12 protein-coding genes are annotated in these 15218 nt (G+C 61.8%); 6 read left to right on the top strand and 6 right to left on the bottom strand.

Going from position 1 to position 15218, the window contains the following annotated elements:
• Positions 1-82 precede the first annotated feature (82 nt).
• Positions 83-2671, bottom strand: coding sequence for an SH3 domain-containing protein (locus tag BLJAPNOD_RS36440; RefSeq protein WP_115421601.1), 2589 nt, complete (start codon positions 2669-2671; stop codon positions 83-85).
• A 269-nt stretch (positions 2672-2940) separates the two neighbouring features.
• On the opposite strand from BLJAPNOD_RS36440, the gene BLJAPNOD_RS22930 reads away from it, so the two are divergent.
• The 6 genes from BLJAPNOD_RS22930 (at position 2941) to BLJAPNOD_RS22905 (ending at position 8015) form a co-directional block, all read left to right on the top strand.
• Positions 2941-3399, top strand: coding sequence for a helix-turn-helix transcriptional regulator (locus BLJAPNOD_RS22930; protein WP_077502009.1), 459 nt, complete (start codon positions 2941-2943; stop codon positions 3397-3399).
• A 29-nt stretch (positions 3400-3428) separates the two neighbouring features.
• Positions 3429-5300, top strand: coding sequence for an SARP family transcriptional regulator (locus BLJAPNOD_RS22925; RefSeq protein ID WP_115421600.1), 1872 nt, complete (start codon positions 3429-3431; stop codon positions 5298-5300).
• Between the two features lie 136 nt (positions 5301-5436).
• Positions 5437-5667 carry a hypothetical protein gene (locus BLJAPNOD_RS22920; RefSeq protein WP_077502012.1) on the top strand — a complete coding sequence of 77 codons (231 nt, stop codon included), beginning with the start codon at positions 5437-5439 and terminating at the stop codon, positions 5665-5667.
• Between the two features lie 24 nt (positions 5668-5691).
• Complete coding sequence (locus tag BLJAPNOD_RS22915) at positions 5692-6936, top strand: YcaO-like family protein (RefSeq protein WP_115421875.1); 1245 nt, start codon at positions 5692-5694, stop codon at positions 6934-6936.
• Positions 6933-7658 (top strand): TfuA-like protein, encoded by a 726-nt coding sequence (locus BLJAPNOD_RS22910; protein ID WP_115421599.1) that lies wholly within the window; start codon positions 6933-6935, stop codon positions 7656-7658. The genes BLJAPNOD_RS22915 and BLJAPNOD_RS22910 overlap by 4 nt, the downstream gene beginning before the upstream one ends.
• A gap of 75 nt (positions 7659-7733) precedes the next feature.
• Complete coding sequence (locus tag BLJAPNOD_RS22905) at positions 7734-8015, top strand: hypothetical protein (RefSeq protein ID WP_139353912.1); 282 nt, start codon at positions 7734-7736, stop codon at positions 8013-8015.
• An 81-nt stretch (positions 8016-8096) separates the two neighbouring features.
• On the opposite strand, the gene BLJAPNOD_RS22900 is transcribed toward BLJAPNOD_RS22905, so the two are convergent.
• The 5 genes from BLJAPNOD_RS22900 to BLJAPNOD_RS22880 are packed head-to-tail and all read right to left on the bottom strand — an operon-like array spanning position 8097 to position 15216.
• Positions 8097-9674, bottom strand: coding sequence for an ABC transporter substrate-binding protein (locus BLJAPNOD_RS22900; protein WP_077502019.1), 1578 nt, complete (start codon positions 9672-9674; stop codon positions 8097-8099).
• A gap of 50 nt (positions 9675-9724) precedes the next feature.
• Positions 9725-10819, bottom strand: a complete 1095-nt coding sequence (locus tag BLJAPNOD_RS22895) for a DUF917 domain-containing protein (protein WP_077502021.1) — start codon at positions 10817-10819, stop codon at positions 9725-9727.
• Positions 10816-11946, bottom strand: a complete 1131-nt coding sequence (locus tag BLJAPNOD_RS22890; protein WP_115421598.1) for a DUF917 domain-containing protein — start codon at positions 11944-11946, stop codon at positions 10816-10818. The genes BLJAPNOD_RS22895 and BLJAPNOD_RS22890 overlap by 4 nt, the downstream gene beginning before the upstream one ends.
• On the bottom strand, positions 11939-13498 hold the full coding sequence (locus tag BLJAPNOD_RS22885) for a hydantoinase/oxoprolinase family protein (protein WP_077502025.1): 1560 nt from the start codon (positions 13496-13498) through the stop codon (positions 11939-11941). Before BLJAPNOD_RS22885 ends, BLJAPNOD_RS22890 begins: the two co-directional genes overlap by 8 nt.
• A 50-nt stretch (positions 13499-13548) precedes the next feature.
• Entirely contained in the window at positions 13549-15216 is a 1668-nt protein-coding gene (locus tag BLJAPNOD_RS22880; RefSeq protein WP_077502027.1) for an ABC transporter ATP-binding protein, read from the bottom strand.
• Between the last annotated feature and the right edge of the window lie 2 nt (positions 15217-15218).

Genomic DNA, 15218 nt, shown 5'->3' with positions numbered 1-15218 from the left:
CGATTCCTGTCCTCATCCGCACAAACGCTAACACAGTCCCCGGCGTTTATGCCAACTTCCGTTTTCAGTGCACCATTTCCGATCAACGGCGGCGGAAACCGCCACCACCACCGCCATGAAATCCGCCTCCGCCTCCGTGAAAACCACCACCGCCGGAGAGCCCGCCTCCGCCATGAAAACCACCGCCGCCAAATCCGCCACCGCCGCCACCAAATCCGCCGGGCCGATCAAAGCCACCGCCGCCGTAGCCGCCACCGCTCGGGAGATTCAACGGACGCTGGTTGTATGACTGATGCTCGAATGAACGCTGATTGCCGATCTGACGCCCGGCACGGTCGATCGCCAGATGGTCGGGCGCGCGATTGCCGATCGCGTTCCCACCGCCCGTGGCAAGACGATTGTCGCTACGCCTGTTCAGGTTCTGCGCTGCGTCCGGGTGCTGGGTTGCGAACTGCTGACCTGCCTTCTTCGCATCCTGGATCGATGGCTTTTGCACCGGCTGCCATCCATCCGGCGTGTGCTTCTGCCATTGGCCGTCATCGCGGCGATAGACGTTGCCATCGCGTCCGGCGTAGACGTCACCGCCCTTGCCGCCGGCGACAAAGCCATGATTGCCGTCGGAGGTGTGCCAACGGGCAGCGGCACCGCCGGCCGTTGAGCCGCCGCTGATGCGCGCAAAGTCCGAACCGTTCTTGACCGCAGCCGTCCCCCAGCTGCCATAGACATTGTGCCCGCCCCGCGCGATCGCCGCGTTGCCAGTGCGAGGATTGTAGGCGGCAACGAAACCGCGTTCGCCGGCAGGCCCATAGCCTGCCGCACCGCGGATGTAGGTGCCGGTCCGCGGGTTGTAGGCGGCACCTGCCGCAATACCGCGATAAGGCCCGTAGGCATAACCGTAGCGTCCAAATGAACCGACCGCCGGGTTATAGAATGCGCCGACGCCATAGGTTACCGGCCGCGGGTAATAAGGATAGTAGCCCCCGGCCCAGCCATAGTCCCAGTAATCGTCATAGTACCAGCCGGTGCCATAGACGAACGTGTCCCACGCGAGATATGCCCCGAGATATCCCATGGTATATCCGAACCAGACCGCGTCCGGCTCGGTCTCGTAGACTCGGACATAGGTAGCGTTGTAAACCGGCGACGACGGCGGGATCGTATAGATATCGTCGGGAACGGCCTTTGCCACGCTAAACGGCCCCGTCGGTGTATCGCCGACGAACCAGACCCCGTCTTTCAACACGAAGTACTTGTCGGCGACCTTGATCACCGTCTCGTTGGTGTTGACGGCGTAGGTGAGCGACGTTCCATGGATCGCCTCGAATTTCGGGTCGCCACTGTAGGCGACGTCCACCTTCACCGAACCGTCGAGCGAGACGCGGGCCTTCTCGGGGATGCTCGCCTTCAGCCGGGCTTCGGCATTCTCCGAGGTACCCGGAACCGACGAGCGGACCGTGTAATAGGAGGCACTTTCCGGAATATTCTGGAAATCCCGCGGAAGGTTGGGGGTCGCGAAAATCCAGGGGCCATCAAGCGACGCAGCAGAGAACCAGCGGCCCGAAACGAGCACATACCAGTTCGAATCCGCAGGCAAATAGAAAACGTCGCTTTCGGTATTCGTCGCAATCTTCAGCGCGGTCCCCGGCACCGGTTCAAGCTTCGGCTCACCGTTGAAGACGATCAACTCCGACGGTTTGTCGGAATAGACGATCTTTGGCGCCGTGCCCTCCCCGGCAACCAGAGGGATCGCCGCCTTCGCATCCTTCCAGTTGTCGTCGTCGGGCAACTTAACGAAGAGATCGGGCAGCGCGATTGCTGGCTGCCAGCCATTCGACAGGTCTTTCGATTGTAGCCACGCCTTCTCGTTGCGCAGGTAGTAGGTGCTGTCGGCGTCGAGCTTGAACAGATCCCAATTGGTGTTGACGGCAAAAGAAAGGCCTTGAACGCCTTTGACCGGCGCGAACACCGCCTTGCCATTCGTCTGGACAAGCAGCGCCGGCGCCTTGCTGACATAGATCGGTGGCGGATCGGCTTTCAGCCCCTCGACGTTGCCGAGCCGTTCATAGTCGGCAAGGCTCGCGGTCAGCTTGTCCTCCGACAGCGTTATCGTGCCGACAGGCATCAACTTGCCGACGTCCAATGCCAGGTCGGCGAGTTCCTGCCGATCGAGAACCGAGAAATTGATTTCGTCGACCTTGATGTCGGAGACGATCACCTCGTTCGAGGCACTATCCGTCACGGTCTTGCCCGTCACCCCGATGACACCGAAGATCGGCTTGGCATCGTCGGACTGCTTGTACTCGGCAGCGATCAGGGCATCGAGATCGGTAAAATCCTTCCAGGCATTAACCTGGGGTTGGTGGAGCGTGATCGTCGCCCCCTTGTCGGTCTTGTAGGCGCGCGGCCATCCGAGACCTTTCGGATCTGCATCGCTCAGGTATTTGCCGCTGACGAAGCCATCCTTTCCCTCGAAGCTGACGGCGCACCATGTGCCGGCATCGTCACATTCCTTGACGTCGACCTGCCCGCCCTCGTCTATCGTTCCCATGCTGTCGAACCCGGTGCCAGGACCGGCCCGAAAGTTGACCGACGCCGTGGTCGTGGCCGGACCTGCCCACGCTGGAGCGGAAGCAATGGCGAGCAGGGTCAGGGTGAAACTTATTGCGCGCATCTCGCATCTCCGACGTGGTCGAAACTGTCTTATTGCCCGCGGGTTTATACGCGGGTCGGGCCCACATTCTTCAATACCATCGCTCCGGCCCGATCCGGCGCAAGTACGTAACAGTAACAACAGCCGTAACTTCGGGCCTGCCTGGGCGCGTAGCAGCTCGTTCCGGAGCAATTATGCGTGTATTGGCGCCTAGTGATTGCATCGAGTCATTTATTCGAGCAAACTCATATGTATGATTTGGTGACGCCCTACATGCGGAGGAAACACACGTGAACACGAAAGCACCCAGCCAGATTGATGTCTTTGTCGGTTCCCGCGTCAGGATGCGTCGGTTGATGGCCGGGTTGAGCCAGGAAAAACTGGCGGATGGACTCGGAATCACCTTCCAGCAGGTCCAGAAATACGAAAAAGGCACGAATCGCATCGGCGCCAGCCGGCTACAGGCCATTGCCGACGTTCTCGGCGTTCACCCAAGCTTCTTCTTCCAGGAAGGCGAAGAGGGCGCAACCCCGCGGGCGGGCCTTGGCGATGTGCGCGAACCCAACGAGATCTCGTCCTTCGTGTCGTCGAAAGAGGGCATTGCGCTCAACCGGGCCTTCCTGAAGATTACCGACCCGGTCCTGCGCAAGAAGATCATCTCGTTGGTCGCGGCTGTCGCACAGACGCCCGAGGCAGAAGCTGTCGCAGCCCATGGCGGCGCGACGCACGCCCCTGACCTCCACGGATAGGCACAACCGGTTGCCGATGAGATAGCCAGATGAAATTTCGTTTGCAGACCCTCGGACGGTTACGTCTCGTCGATGAAGACGAGTGCGACGTCGCCTTCCCCGAAAAGGGTCTGCTCATTCTCGCGCAGGCGATCGCCGGCGGCCATCGCGAGCAATCCCGAAACGACGTCGCCAAGCTCTTGTGGAACGAAGTCGTTCCAAGTCAGGCCTTCGTCAATCTGCGCAAGACGATATCCCGCGTCACCTCGCGGCAGGAGGAACTCGGCCACACGTTCCTCAGTTTTTCGCCATCAACCGTCCGGATGGAGCCCGATGCGATTGAGAGCGACCTCGACGATATCGTCGGGAACGACGATCAGGATGCGTTATCGCGTTTCCGGTGGGCAGCAGAAAAATTCCGCGACGACTTCCTCAAGGACCTGAAATCGCAAGGCCAAGCGCTCCGCGACTGGATCGCCCAGCAACGCTCCGATCATGCCGCTCTCCTGCGCGAAAGCCTCATCAACGCGGCCGAGAATGCGACCGGTCCGGATCGAAGGCTCGTCAGATCGACTGCCGTCAAGCTTCTGGAGAGAAACCCCGAAGACGACGAGGTTCGCAAGATCCTCGAGACTGCGCTCGCATTGGAGGGGCGGCAATATGATGCGCGGCTGCTTTCGAGGGGGGGGCCGCTGCCCGTGCCTGCCAAGGCGGCGCCATTGCCGGCCGCCGCCATTGAACCGCTGCTGGAGACCATGGGCGAGATGCGCCCGCCGCGCGTGGTGTTGCTGCCGCCAGGCGCCGGCAATGCCGACGCGACGGCAACATTGTTTGCTCATTCCTTGATCGAGGACGTCACCATCGGTCTTTGCGCACTTCGCTCGGTCTCGGTGATCGCACCCTACACTGCCGCCCAGATCAGCCTGCAGGCAGACAAGGCCAGCACCTACGAACAACACGCCATCAGCTACATCCTCGATACCCGCCTGACCAATGAGGGCAGCCGCCAGACATTGTTTACGCAGCTCATCTTCTTTGCGAACGACGAAGTGATCTGGGCCGACCGCTTCACGCTCGATGACCGCGGCTTGATGAAGTCGCGCCAGGAGATCGCGCGACAGATCGCATTCGCCATCGCCAGTCAGGTCGAGCGCAACGAGACGATGCGCAAGACCTACGAAGGCAATGGTGGCTCCTATCGCAGTTACCTGCTTGGCCAGCGCTACCTCAAGCAACTCAATCTGCCGGAGGTGCGGCGCGCCCGGAAGAGTTTCCGCGAGGCGCTCAACCAGAATGCCGACCTGGCTCCGGCTATGAGCGGGCTTGCGCGCAGTTACTTCGTCGAATGGCTTTTGACCGCCCGCGGCGACAGCGAGCTCCTGGCTCTTGCCGAACAGCACGCCCGAGATGCGATTGCCATCGACGACACGCTTGCGGCCGGTTATCGCGAACTGGGCGTCGTCAAACTTTACAGCCGACAATTCGACGAGAGCATCGAGTTTCACGAAAGGGCCGAAGCGCTCAGCCCGCAGCACGCCAATGTGATTGCCAGCTACGCCGATACGCTCGTGCAGGCCTCCCGGCCGGATGGCGGCCTGCGAAAAATCGAAGCGGCGATCAATCTCAATCCAATCGCTCCGGACGAGTATTTCTGGACCGCTGCGGGCGCCTGCTATTCGCTTGGTCAATACGATCAGGCCGTTGACTATATCGAGCGAATGCGAGACCCCACTCCCGCCGATCGGCTCGCCGCAGCGAGCTGGGGAATGCTCGGCAATCGCAAAAAGGCAAGCCAATACGTGCGCAAGACGTTTGAAGTCCATCCGGACTTCAACCTGGAGAAATGGATGGCGATCGTGCCGTTCCGTGAGGAATGGCAGAAAACCCATTACGGCGAAGGTCTGCGCAAGGCTGGTTTCTAAACTGGAGCATCCCGCTTTCAAGTGGCTTCACTCAAGACGGATAAGATGCTTTAGAATCAAAGCGCACGGAGCGTCCTCCGTGCGTTCTTACGCACGGCGCTCTCGCGCAATCACATGAGGGATAAGGGGAAAATCGATGACGGCACAAACGACACAGGTAGTTGTATTTGGCGTTGAGGGTGACGATGGCCTATGGCTTGCCGATCTCGCGGCGGGAACTGTCACACGCATCGTAGATCCGCTCACCGGCGCCTTGGCCTCGGCAAACGAGCACAGAAATGCCGGTGCCACTGTGGTCAAGGGCGTGAACTTCGCCGTCAGGGCCAATTCGGCCGGCTCCGTCTCCGGCGGGTTCATGGACGGCTAAGCCTCGACGCGCCTGCGCATGACGATGGTTATCAAAACGGATCGGGCGAACGAAATTCGCCCGATCTCAGACAACTCCGGCATTGCGGACAGATACTCCGACCGCGTCTGTGCGCCCGAAGAAACCTTTGCGCGCATCGCATTGCTGTTGCCCTCTTTCGGCATCAGCAGACTTGCACGCCTGACCGGGCTCGACAGCATCGGAATTCCCGTCTGGAATGCTGTCTCGCCGAATGCAAAATCGATCGTCATCAACCAGGGTAAAGGCATCACCGATATCGACGCCAAGGTATCGGCAGCGATGGAAGCACTGGAGCGTTCGGTCGCCTGCAACCCGTCAGCTCCGGTACTGGACGCGACAAGACGAGCCCTTCTGGAAAGCGGCGAAAGAGCGCTCAACCTGCCCGGCCTCGTGGCGGCAGGCGAGAGCGATCTCGACGATGATGAACCGGTGTCATGGCTGCGCGGTTTCGATCTCATCGGCCAGCACACGACTTTCGTGCCGTTTCATGCCGCATTGCTCGACCGCACGCTCGAGGGGTGCCGCTACTGGCAGTCGTCGGACGGGCTTGCCTCCGGCAACACCGAAGACGAAGCAATCCTGCACGGCCTGCTGGAACGGATCGAGCGCGATGCCGAAACCTTGTGGCGGCTGCTGCCACTGACCGCGCGTCAGCGCACGTGCATCGACGCCGGCTCGTTCCACGACCCCATTCTCGATGACATGGCAGGCCGGATTGCCGCAGCCGGCCTTACGTTCCGCCTTTTCGATATGACCAGCGACATTGACATCCCGTGTCTGACGGCGGTCATAGCGGATGCCGGCATCCTCGAGGCGAAAGAACCGCGCTACCATGACGTGACCATCGGGCATGGCGCCCATCCCGATCCGCGACGCGCCGCGATCCGGGCCGTCACCGAGGCTGCACAATCCCGCCTCACCTATATCAGCGGCGCACGTGACGATGTCTTCCCGAAGACGTTCACCCGCAGGCTGCCGCGTGAGACGCAGCAACTGTTTGAGGCAGAACCGCGCCCACAAAACCGGGTTGCCCCGGTTGCCGGCAACACAGCAAACTCGTTGCTCGAATATGTGCTCGAAGCCTTGAAGCGCGCCGGCATCGGCACCGCCGTTGCCGTTCCGTTGCTCGCCGAACCCTTGCCGTTTTCCGTGATCAAGGTCTTTGTGCCGGAACTCGAAAATCCGGATGGAGCACGCAAGCGCCGTTTCGGCGCGCGGGCTCTGTCGCGCGCCCTGGAGATCGCATGAAGATCCTCTTTTGCGGCCCCACCTTGCCCGATGCGCCGGCACTGATTGGCACGGACATCGTGCTGCGCCCGCCAGCCGTGCAAGGCGACATCTTGCGCGCCACGCAGGACGACGCAACGGTCATCGGGCTCGTCGACGGCCACTTCGAACAGGTCGCGCCGGTCTGGCACAAGGAGATCCTGTTTGCGCTTTCCCAGGGTGTCCGCGTTTACGGCGCTGCCAGCATGGGCGCGCTTCGCGCCGCCGAATGTGCAGCCTTCGGCATGGTCGGAGTTGGCAGGATCTTCCAACAATACGCCGCAGGCGAACTCGAAGACGATGCCGATGTTGCCCTGCTGCATGGACCGGCGGAACTGGACTACATGCCATTGACCCTGCCGTTGGTGAACGTCGTGGCGACGCTTGAGGATTTGTGCGCGCGGCGACAGATAAATCCTGCGCCTGCCGCGCAACTTCGGCTGGCCGCCACCAAGATCTTCTACAAGCACCGCAACTGGCGCGCGATTGTGGCACGTGCCAACCTTCCACCCGGCACGGATCTGAAACGCATCGAAGCGTGTCTGGCGAGGGGTACGATAAATCAGAAGCGCCTCGACGCCCTGCAACTGCTCGACATCCTGCGCTCTGCCCCCGCCCTAAGGTCGACAGCGCCTGAAGGGTGGACATTCAATTCCACAAGTCTTTGGAAGCGCTTGCTCAATCAACTTGTCGCTTCATCTTAAGCACACCAATTTCCCATGCAACGTGTGTCACGCTCGTGTCACGCGCATCGATAAAAAGTCACGCTATGATTTGCCATGTTGAAGCGGATCGGGCTGATCCGCAGGGAACCGGGGAAAATCATGCAATCTTCGATCGCCATGTCCTTTGAACCTGAAGACAAGGAGAGGGAGCTGCTGGCGCTGGCCCGCCTTGTCACCTATGCGCGCGATTCGTCGCGCACACTGAATGTCGAAGGGGTTCAATATTGCCTCGAGCTGGCGCTCGCTGCACTGCTCAAGGAAGTCGAGGAATGCGGCGACAAGACCGCACTGCTGACCAACGAACTCATGAGCCGCGCCAGCCTCGGAAACTGCTGAGCAGGCGAGGTTGACGTCAAATTCGCTGGTGGCATAGAAAAAGGCCCTGCTTCGCGCTCCCGCAAAGCAGGGCTTTCCATTTCAATCGGCCTGGCAATCCCACCAGAAGCGCGAGAAGTTCAGATCCCAGCTCTGCATCGGGATATAGGCATAGCCCTGCAGGCATTTGCTTGCTGCGTAACGCTGCGACTCCACCGTCAGGAACACATCAGCCTGCGCATCGGTGACCTTGCGCTGTATCTGCTTGTAGAGATCGTTCTGCGCGGCCGGATCGACCGTCTCGCGCGACTTGTCGATCAGGGCGTCGACTTCCGGATCCTGCAGCCATTCCATCGAGGCCCAGGTGCCTTTCGCCTTTGAGTGATACTGCACATAGAAGACGCTGTCGGGCGACGGATAGGTCGGGCCATAGAAGACCTGGGTGGTCGCCGGGGTCGTCTCCACCTTGGCGGCCAGCTCGGTGATGCGGTTCCAGGGCTCCGGCTTGATGTCGAGCTCGATACCGATCTGCTCGAGATTGGCCTGCATCAGCAGCGCGATGTCCTCTTCGAAGGCTAGGCCCGTGACATAGGTGTGGCTGAGCTTGATAGGCCCCTTGCCGGCATATTTCGACTTGGCAAGCTCTTCCTTCGCCTTCTCCAGGCTGTATTCCGGGGCGGACAAGTCGTTGAGATAGGCATCCTTGAACACGGATGCCAATGGCCCGTTCATCGGTTCGCCGGGATGGATGACGTTGCGCACCGTTTCGTAGTCGGTTGCGAGCGCTATCGCGCGCCGGACGTGGATATCGTCGGTCGGCGGGACCTGGGTGTTCATCTTGATGTAGAAACCGGTCGCCGTCGTGCCGCGCAGGATCTTGTAGCCCGGCATCTTCTCGATCGCCTCGAAGGTCTCGTTTGCCTGGGCGCGCGCCGACATGCCAAGTTCGCCCTTGGCCGCAAGCGCCTTCACCGTCGCTTCGTCATGGGTGATGACGAAACGGATCTCATCGATCGGCTTCCCCTTGCTCCAGCCGCCGTGATAGCCCTCGAAACGGTTGACGACCATCTGCGAGGCGCGCTGCCAGGATGACAGCATGTAAGGTCCGGCGCCGGCCGGATGATCGGTCAGGTAGTCCGTGCCCCACTCCTCCTTGCTGTTTTCCCTGATCAGCTTTTCGTTGAGAACGAGGATCAGCGGCGTGTTGCTGATGAACGGCGCGTAGATCTTCTTCAGCCCGATCTCCACGGTCCGGTCGTCGACAACCTTCAGCTTGTCCGGATCGACGATATCGGTGAAGAGGTAGGACGGACCTTCGTTGATCGCGAGCAGGCGCTTGACGGTGTAGACAACATCGGACGCCTTGACCGGGGTGCCATCCTGGAATTTTGCGTTCTCCTTCAGCTTGAAGGTATAGGTCTTGTCGTCGTCGGAGACGCTCCAGCTTTCGGCAAGCTCCGGCACCACGGAGCCATCAGGATTGACCGTCGTCAGGCCTGAATAGAGGTTCACGGCGGCCATGTATTCCGTATAGTCGTTGATCTTGCCGGGATCGATGGTGCCGAATTCCTGCGTCGCGTTGACGACGATCGACACCTTCTCCTGAGCCGCGGCCGGGGCGGTGAGTGCCGTTGTCTGCACCAGCCCCAGAAGCAGCCCTGTGATGAGTGTTCTCTTCATGTCTCAGTTCCCTTCTTGTTGATTGTCGTTGTTTTTCGGTCCGGTCGCAGTCAGGCGGCCGGATTGAGCGCCTCGACCGGCTCATAGGCGTGGTCGTAGCCAAAGTAGCCGGGACCGGCGAGTTCGAGCCCCTTGGCCGTTCGCCATTGCCGATCACAGGGAAGTCCGGTGAATTCGACCGTCAGGCCGTAACGCAACTGCTCCGTCGTGACCGGCAGCCCGCCATCGGCGTCGAGCGCGCAGATGAGATCCGGCGTCGAGGCGATGACCTGTCCGCCATCGCCACGCGCAACCAGGAACTCGTTCTGGAACGCGACTTCGAACGTGCGGCCCGCAAAACCGTCGATGCCCTTGAGCACGGCCCTGCCGCGCGCAAAACCGCCGGTCGTCGCCCGTTCGACATCGACGACGCGTCCGGTAAACAGGTGCCGCCCGTCGAACTGCTCGCGAAGGGCGATGCCGGGATGACGCTTGGCGACGCGCTCGGCGGCAATCGTCTCGCCGATACCCTTGATGAGACTGAGCGTGCCGCGAAGGATTCCGGCCTTCATCTGCGCCCCGGTCATCGGATAGGCGGCGACAAGGCTGGCGCCACCCATCTGGATGGCCTGGACGCGGGCGAGACGTTCGGTCCAAAGGTTCGAGACTGCATTGATGATCGCGCTGTTGCCCTTGTCGTCGGCATGAACCAGCGGCGTGGCGCTAATGTCATGCATGGTGAAACTCACCATCTGCAGCTCGGGAAAGGCGCGGCCCATTCCGTCGCCGTCGATCAGCGGCAGACCTGTTGCAGCGGCCACGGCGAAGGGGATGGTCGAGTTCAACCCGCCGGCTTCCACGCAGATCAACGCATCGGCCTTGCGTCCGAGGAACCTTTCGAGCTGGCGCAGCGCCTCCAGCGCTTCGTCGCCGCGCGGCAGTTTCTCCACCATTACGGTCGGTGCGCCCATCATGAAGACGGGAACACAAAGCGCGTCATCGGCAACGGTTTCCGGCTGAACCACGCGGACCGGACCGTTCGCCTCGATTGCGGTCCGGGCCATCAACTTGCCGATGTAGGGATCCCCGCCGCCGCCGGTGCCGAGATAGGCACCGCCGATGGCGATCGCCTCCATGTCGGCAGCCGTAATCAGCTGCTCGGTCATGGCTGCATCTCCTCGATCGGCCGGAAGGTGACATCGTCGAAGCCGAAGGCTTTCGGGCCGACAACCTCCAGTGCGGCGGTCGAGCGCAGCAAGGAATGGCAGGGCAACGCTACGATCGCGACGCGCTGGCCGTATCGCAGCATTTCCGTGGTGATCGCGTTGCCGCTGTCGACATCGAGCACGATGATCAGATCCGGCACCGACACTTCGACTTCGCCGTTGCGGCTGAAGACGAGGTTTTCGTTCTGGATCATCACCGAGGCGGTGTCGCCGTTGAAGGCATCGATGCCGGCAAGCTTCGCTTCGCCGATGACGAAGCCGCCACGCAGATGGCGTTCGAGATCGACGATCTTGCCGGAAAAGACCTGGCGGCCGTTTTCCTGGGCGCAGATCGCTGCGATCGGATCAGCGTGCTCGCGCCGCGCCTTCAGCACGGCCCGCCCGAGCGAGACCGCCTGGGTGTACGAATGCGGGATCGAGTACTTCTTGAGGAAAGCTCCCGTCATCGGCGCCGATGCAAGCGTCGAGGCACCGCCTTGCGAGACGACGCAGGCGCGCGCCATGCGCTCGTGCCACAGTTCCGATGCCGCATGCTGGAACAGCACGACATTGCCGTGCAGGTCGCACATGACGCTTGGGGTCGAGCGATGACCGTAGATCGAGAAGGTGGTCATCTGCATTTCCGGGAAGGCGCGCCCCATGCCGTCACAATCGACAACGGGCAGGCCCGCAAAGGCGGCCGCAATCAGCGGCTCCATCGAATTGGCGCCGCCGATTTCCTCGCAGACGATGGCGTCGATGGCGATGCCGAGATGCTCTTCGAGTGCGCGAACGCACCGCAGCCCTTCGCGCCCTTCCTTCAGCCGCTCATAGGCAACGACCGGTGCGCCAATGCCGCCGAGCGAGATGCAGCGCGCATCGTCCGCCAGCCGGTCGAGCGGCAGGATCGACAGGTTGTAGCCGCTGCGCATCGCCAGCCGCGCCCGTAGCTTGCCGATATAGGGGTTGCCGCCGCCGCCGGTGCCGAGAATGCCGGCACCGATTTCCAGCGCCTCCAGATCCTCTTCGTCGAGCACCCAGAGATCGGACGGATCGTAGTTCAAAGCTTTCAATGCACGCTCAGCCATGGAAGCCTCCCATTTCGCCGACAACCTTGACGTGGATGCGGGTAGCGTTCCCCGGCAGATAGGCAAGCGGCACGTCCTCCCGCTCGATGACCTGGATGGTTTCGGCAATCGCACCGGCCGAAAGCGCACGCTCCGTCGCTTCCTGCTCTGCCTGCTTCAGGCAGATCTCGCGCGTCAGACCCTTTTCGAGTGCAAAGACGCGGTCGACTTCGCCGCTGATCTGGGCGATCGCTGCACCGACGGCGTTGGCGACGGCGAAATTCTCCGGGCGGATGACGTCCAGATCCCCGAGCCTGTCCGGCATCAGGATCGAGCCGCCACCGACGGCGATGACCGGGATCGGATCGGCCGAGACGCGGCTGCGTTCGACCGAGTTTTCCAGCATCTGCACGATCCTTACATGGGCCTTTTCGGCCAGCGCCCGGTCGAGATGCGCGACCTTGGACGCGTCCCCGATATCGGCCTTGCCGAGGGCGACGGCGATATCCGTCGTCGTCAGGGTCTGGCCTCCGAAGACCAAAGCATCCTTGGCGATGCGATAACCGACCGACTGCGGGCCGACCGTCACTTCACCATTGGCGAGTTCGCGTACCAGCGATCCGCCGCCAAGACCGATCGAGAACACGTCGGGCATGCGGAAATTGGTGCGCACGCCGCCGACGTCGACGATGGTCGCCGCCTGGCGGGGAAAGCCGTGGTGAAGCGCACCAACGTCGGAGGTGGTGCCGCCGATATCGACGACGATCGCCTCCTTGCGGCCGGTCAGGAACGCCGCACCGCGCATCGAGTTGGTCGGGCCGGAGGCAAAGGTCAGAACCGGGAAGCTTCTGACTGTCGCAGCCGCCATCAGCGTGCCGTCGTTCTGGGTGATGAAGAACGGGCAAGAAAGCCCGGCATCCTTCAGCGCCTTGGCGAAGGCGTCGACCGTCTTGGCCGCAAGCGAAAGCAGGCTGGCATTCATGATGGCAGCACTTTCGCGCTCCAGCAGGCCGATGCGGCCGATGTCGCCGGAGACGACGACCGGAAGGCCCGGGCAATGCTTTTCGATCACGGTCTTGGCGCGCTGCTCCATCTCGGCATTGATGGGGCTGAAGACGCAGGTGATGGCTGCCGCCTTGACGTTCTTGAGGCGGATGTCGGCAGCGATCCGGATCAGCTCTTCTTCATCGAGAGGCGCGATGGCACGGCCGTCGAATTCATAGCCGCCACGCACCAGGTAGGCGTGATGACCGACAGCTTCGGCGAGATCGTTCGGCCAGTCGACCATCGGCGGCAGGCAGGCGGTCGCCGGCAAGCCGAGGCGAATGGCGGCAACATGATTGATGTGCTTGCGCTCGATCACCGCATTGGTGAAATGCGTCGTGCCGATCATCACGGTGCCGATCTTGGACCGGTCGATACCGGCCTTGGCGATTGCGCCCTCCAGTGCCTCGATGACGCCTGTCGTCACGTCTTCCGTCGTCGACGCCTTAACGCCCGACAGAACGTGCCGCCCCTCCATGATCACGGCGTCGGTGTTCGTGCCCCCGACATCTATTCCCAATCGATACACGGACAGTCTCCTTGTTGATGGGCCTTCGGCCCTGTTTCCTCGTTCGGCCTCTAGGCCGTTGATCTCACCAGGAAGCACGCTCTCTCCTCGACGCTTACCGTGGGCTTCAATGCTTCCTCCTCGTCGCTCATCACCGGGATCGCCGAGATGAGCGCGCGGGTGTAGGGGTGCCGGGGATCGGCGAAGACATCCGCCGTTCTCCCCTCCTCGACGATCTCGCCCTTCAGCATGATGGCGATGCGGCTGCAGAAATTGCGCATCAGCGAAAGATCGTGAGAGATGAAGAAGTACGTCAGCCCAAGCTCGTCCCTGAGGCGCTGCAACAAGGCGATGACCTGCTTCTGCACCGAGACGTCGAGCGCCGAGGTCGGTTCGTCGAGCACGATGATCTTCGGCTCGGCCGCAAGCGCCCGGGCGATTGCCACCCGTTGCTTCTGCCCGCCCGAAAGCTCGTGCGGATACTTCGAAAGGTAGGCGGACGGCAGGTTGACGAGCGCCATCAGCTCCTCCATCCGCACCGTCGCCGCCTTGCCGCGAAGGCCGACATGGCTGAGCGGGACTGCCAAGGTCTGCGTCACCGTGCGCTTGGGGTTTAAGGACGTACCGGGATTCTGGTAGACGATCTGGGTCAGCCGCTGCGACGCCATCGCTTGCGTGGGCGAGCCGACGCGGATCGTGCCGGAACTCGGCGCAATCAGCCCCATCACCATGCGGGCAATCGTCGTCTTGCCGGAGCCGGACTCGCCCGCAAGGCCGAAGATCTCACCCTCAGGCACAGACAGCGTCACCGGCTTGACCGCCTCGTGGCGTTTCATTCGGCCGAGGAAGGGCTTTTCGACATAGACCTTGCCGGCCCCCTCGAGCGTGATGATCGGCGCATTCGACGAAACCGGCTGGTCAACCACCTTCGGACCGTACAGCGGTGGGATCGCGTCGATCAGATCGATCGTGTAGGGCTGCCGCGGCGTCTGGAAGATCTGGCGCAGATTGCCGCTTTCGACGATCTCGCCATGACGCATGACGAAGACGCGATCGGCCGTCTGCCGCACCACGCCGAGATTGTGCGTGATCATCAGCAGGGAAAGCCCCTCGCTGTCGACCAGGCGGTTGATCAGCTTCAGGATCTCGTCCTGCGTGGTGACGTCAAGCGCCGTGCCCGGCTCATCGGCGATCAGCAGTTGCGGCTGGTGCAGAAGCGCAAGGCCGATCAGCACGCGCTGGCGCATGCCGCCGGAAAGCTGCGAAGGATAGGCATCGAAGACCCGTTCCGGGTCCTGGAGCTGTACACGGCGCAGCACATCGAAGATGCGTTGCTTGCGGTCTATCGCCGTGGTTCTGACGCCGTCGCGTCGATCGGCATAGAACATCACGTCATCGAGGTGCCGGCCGATCCGGAAGACTGGATTGAACGACGACAGCGGGTCCTGCATGATGATCGAGAACGCAGTGCCCTTCAACGCCTCGCGCTCGCGGCCGGGCATATCGAGCACCCGCCTGCCGTCATATTCGATGTTGCCGCTTTCGATGCGGGCGTTGTCAGGAAGCGTGCCGAGGATCGCCTTCGAGGTGACCGATTTGCCCGATCCGGTCTCGCCAATCAGCGCCACGCGCTCGCCCCGGCTGATCTCGAACGAGACGTCCTTCAGGATATGCTGGCGGCGGCCATAGGTGGTGAAGGCAATGTTGAGGTCTTCGACCTTGAGGAGAGGAGTGCTCATCG

It is taken from the genome of Ensifer sp. M14, from assembly GCF_003355565.1.
GTDB lineage: Bacteria > Pseudomonadota > Alphaproteobacteria > Rhizobiales > Rhizobiaceae > Ensifer.
Note: the sequence above shows the minus strand (reverse complement) of the source record. Positions and strands in the feature narration are given on the sequence as shown.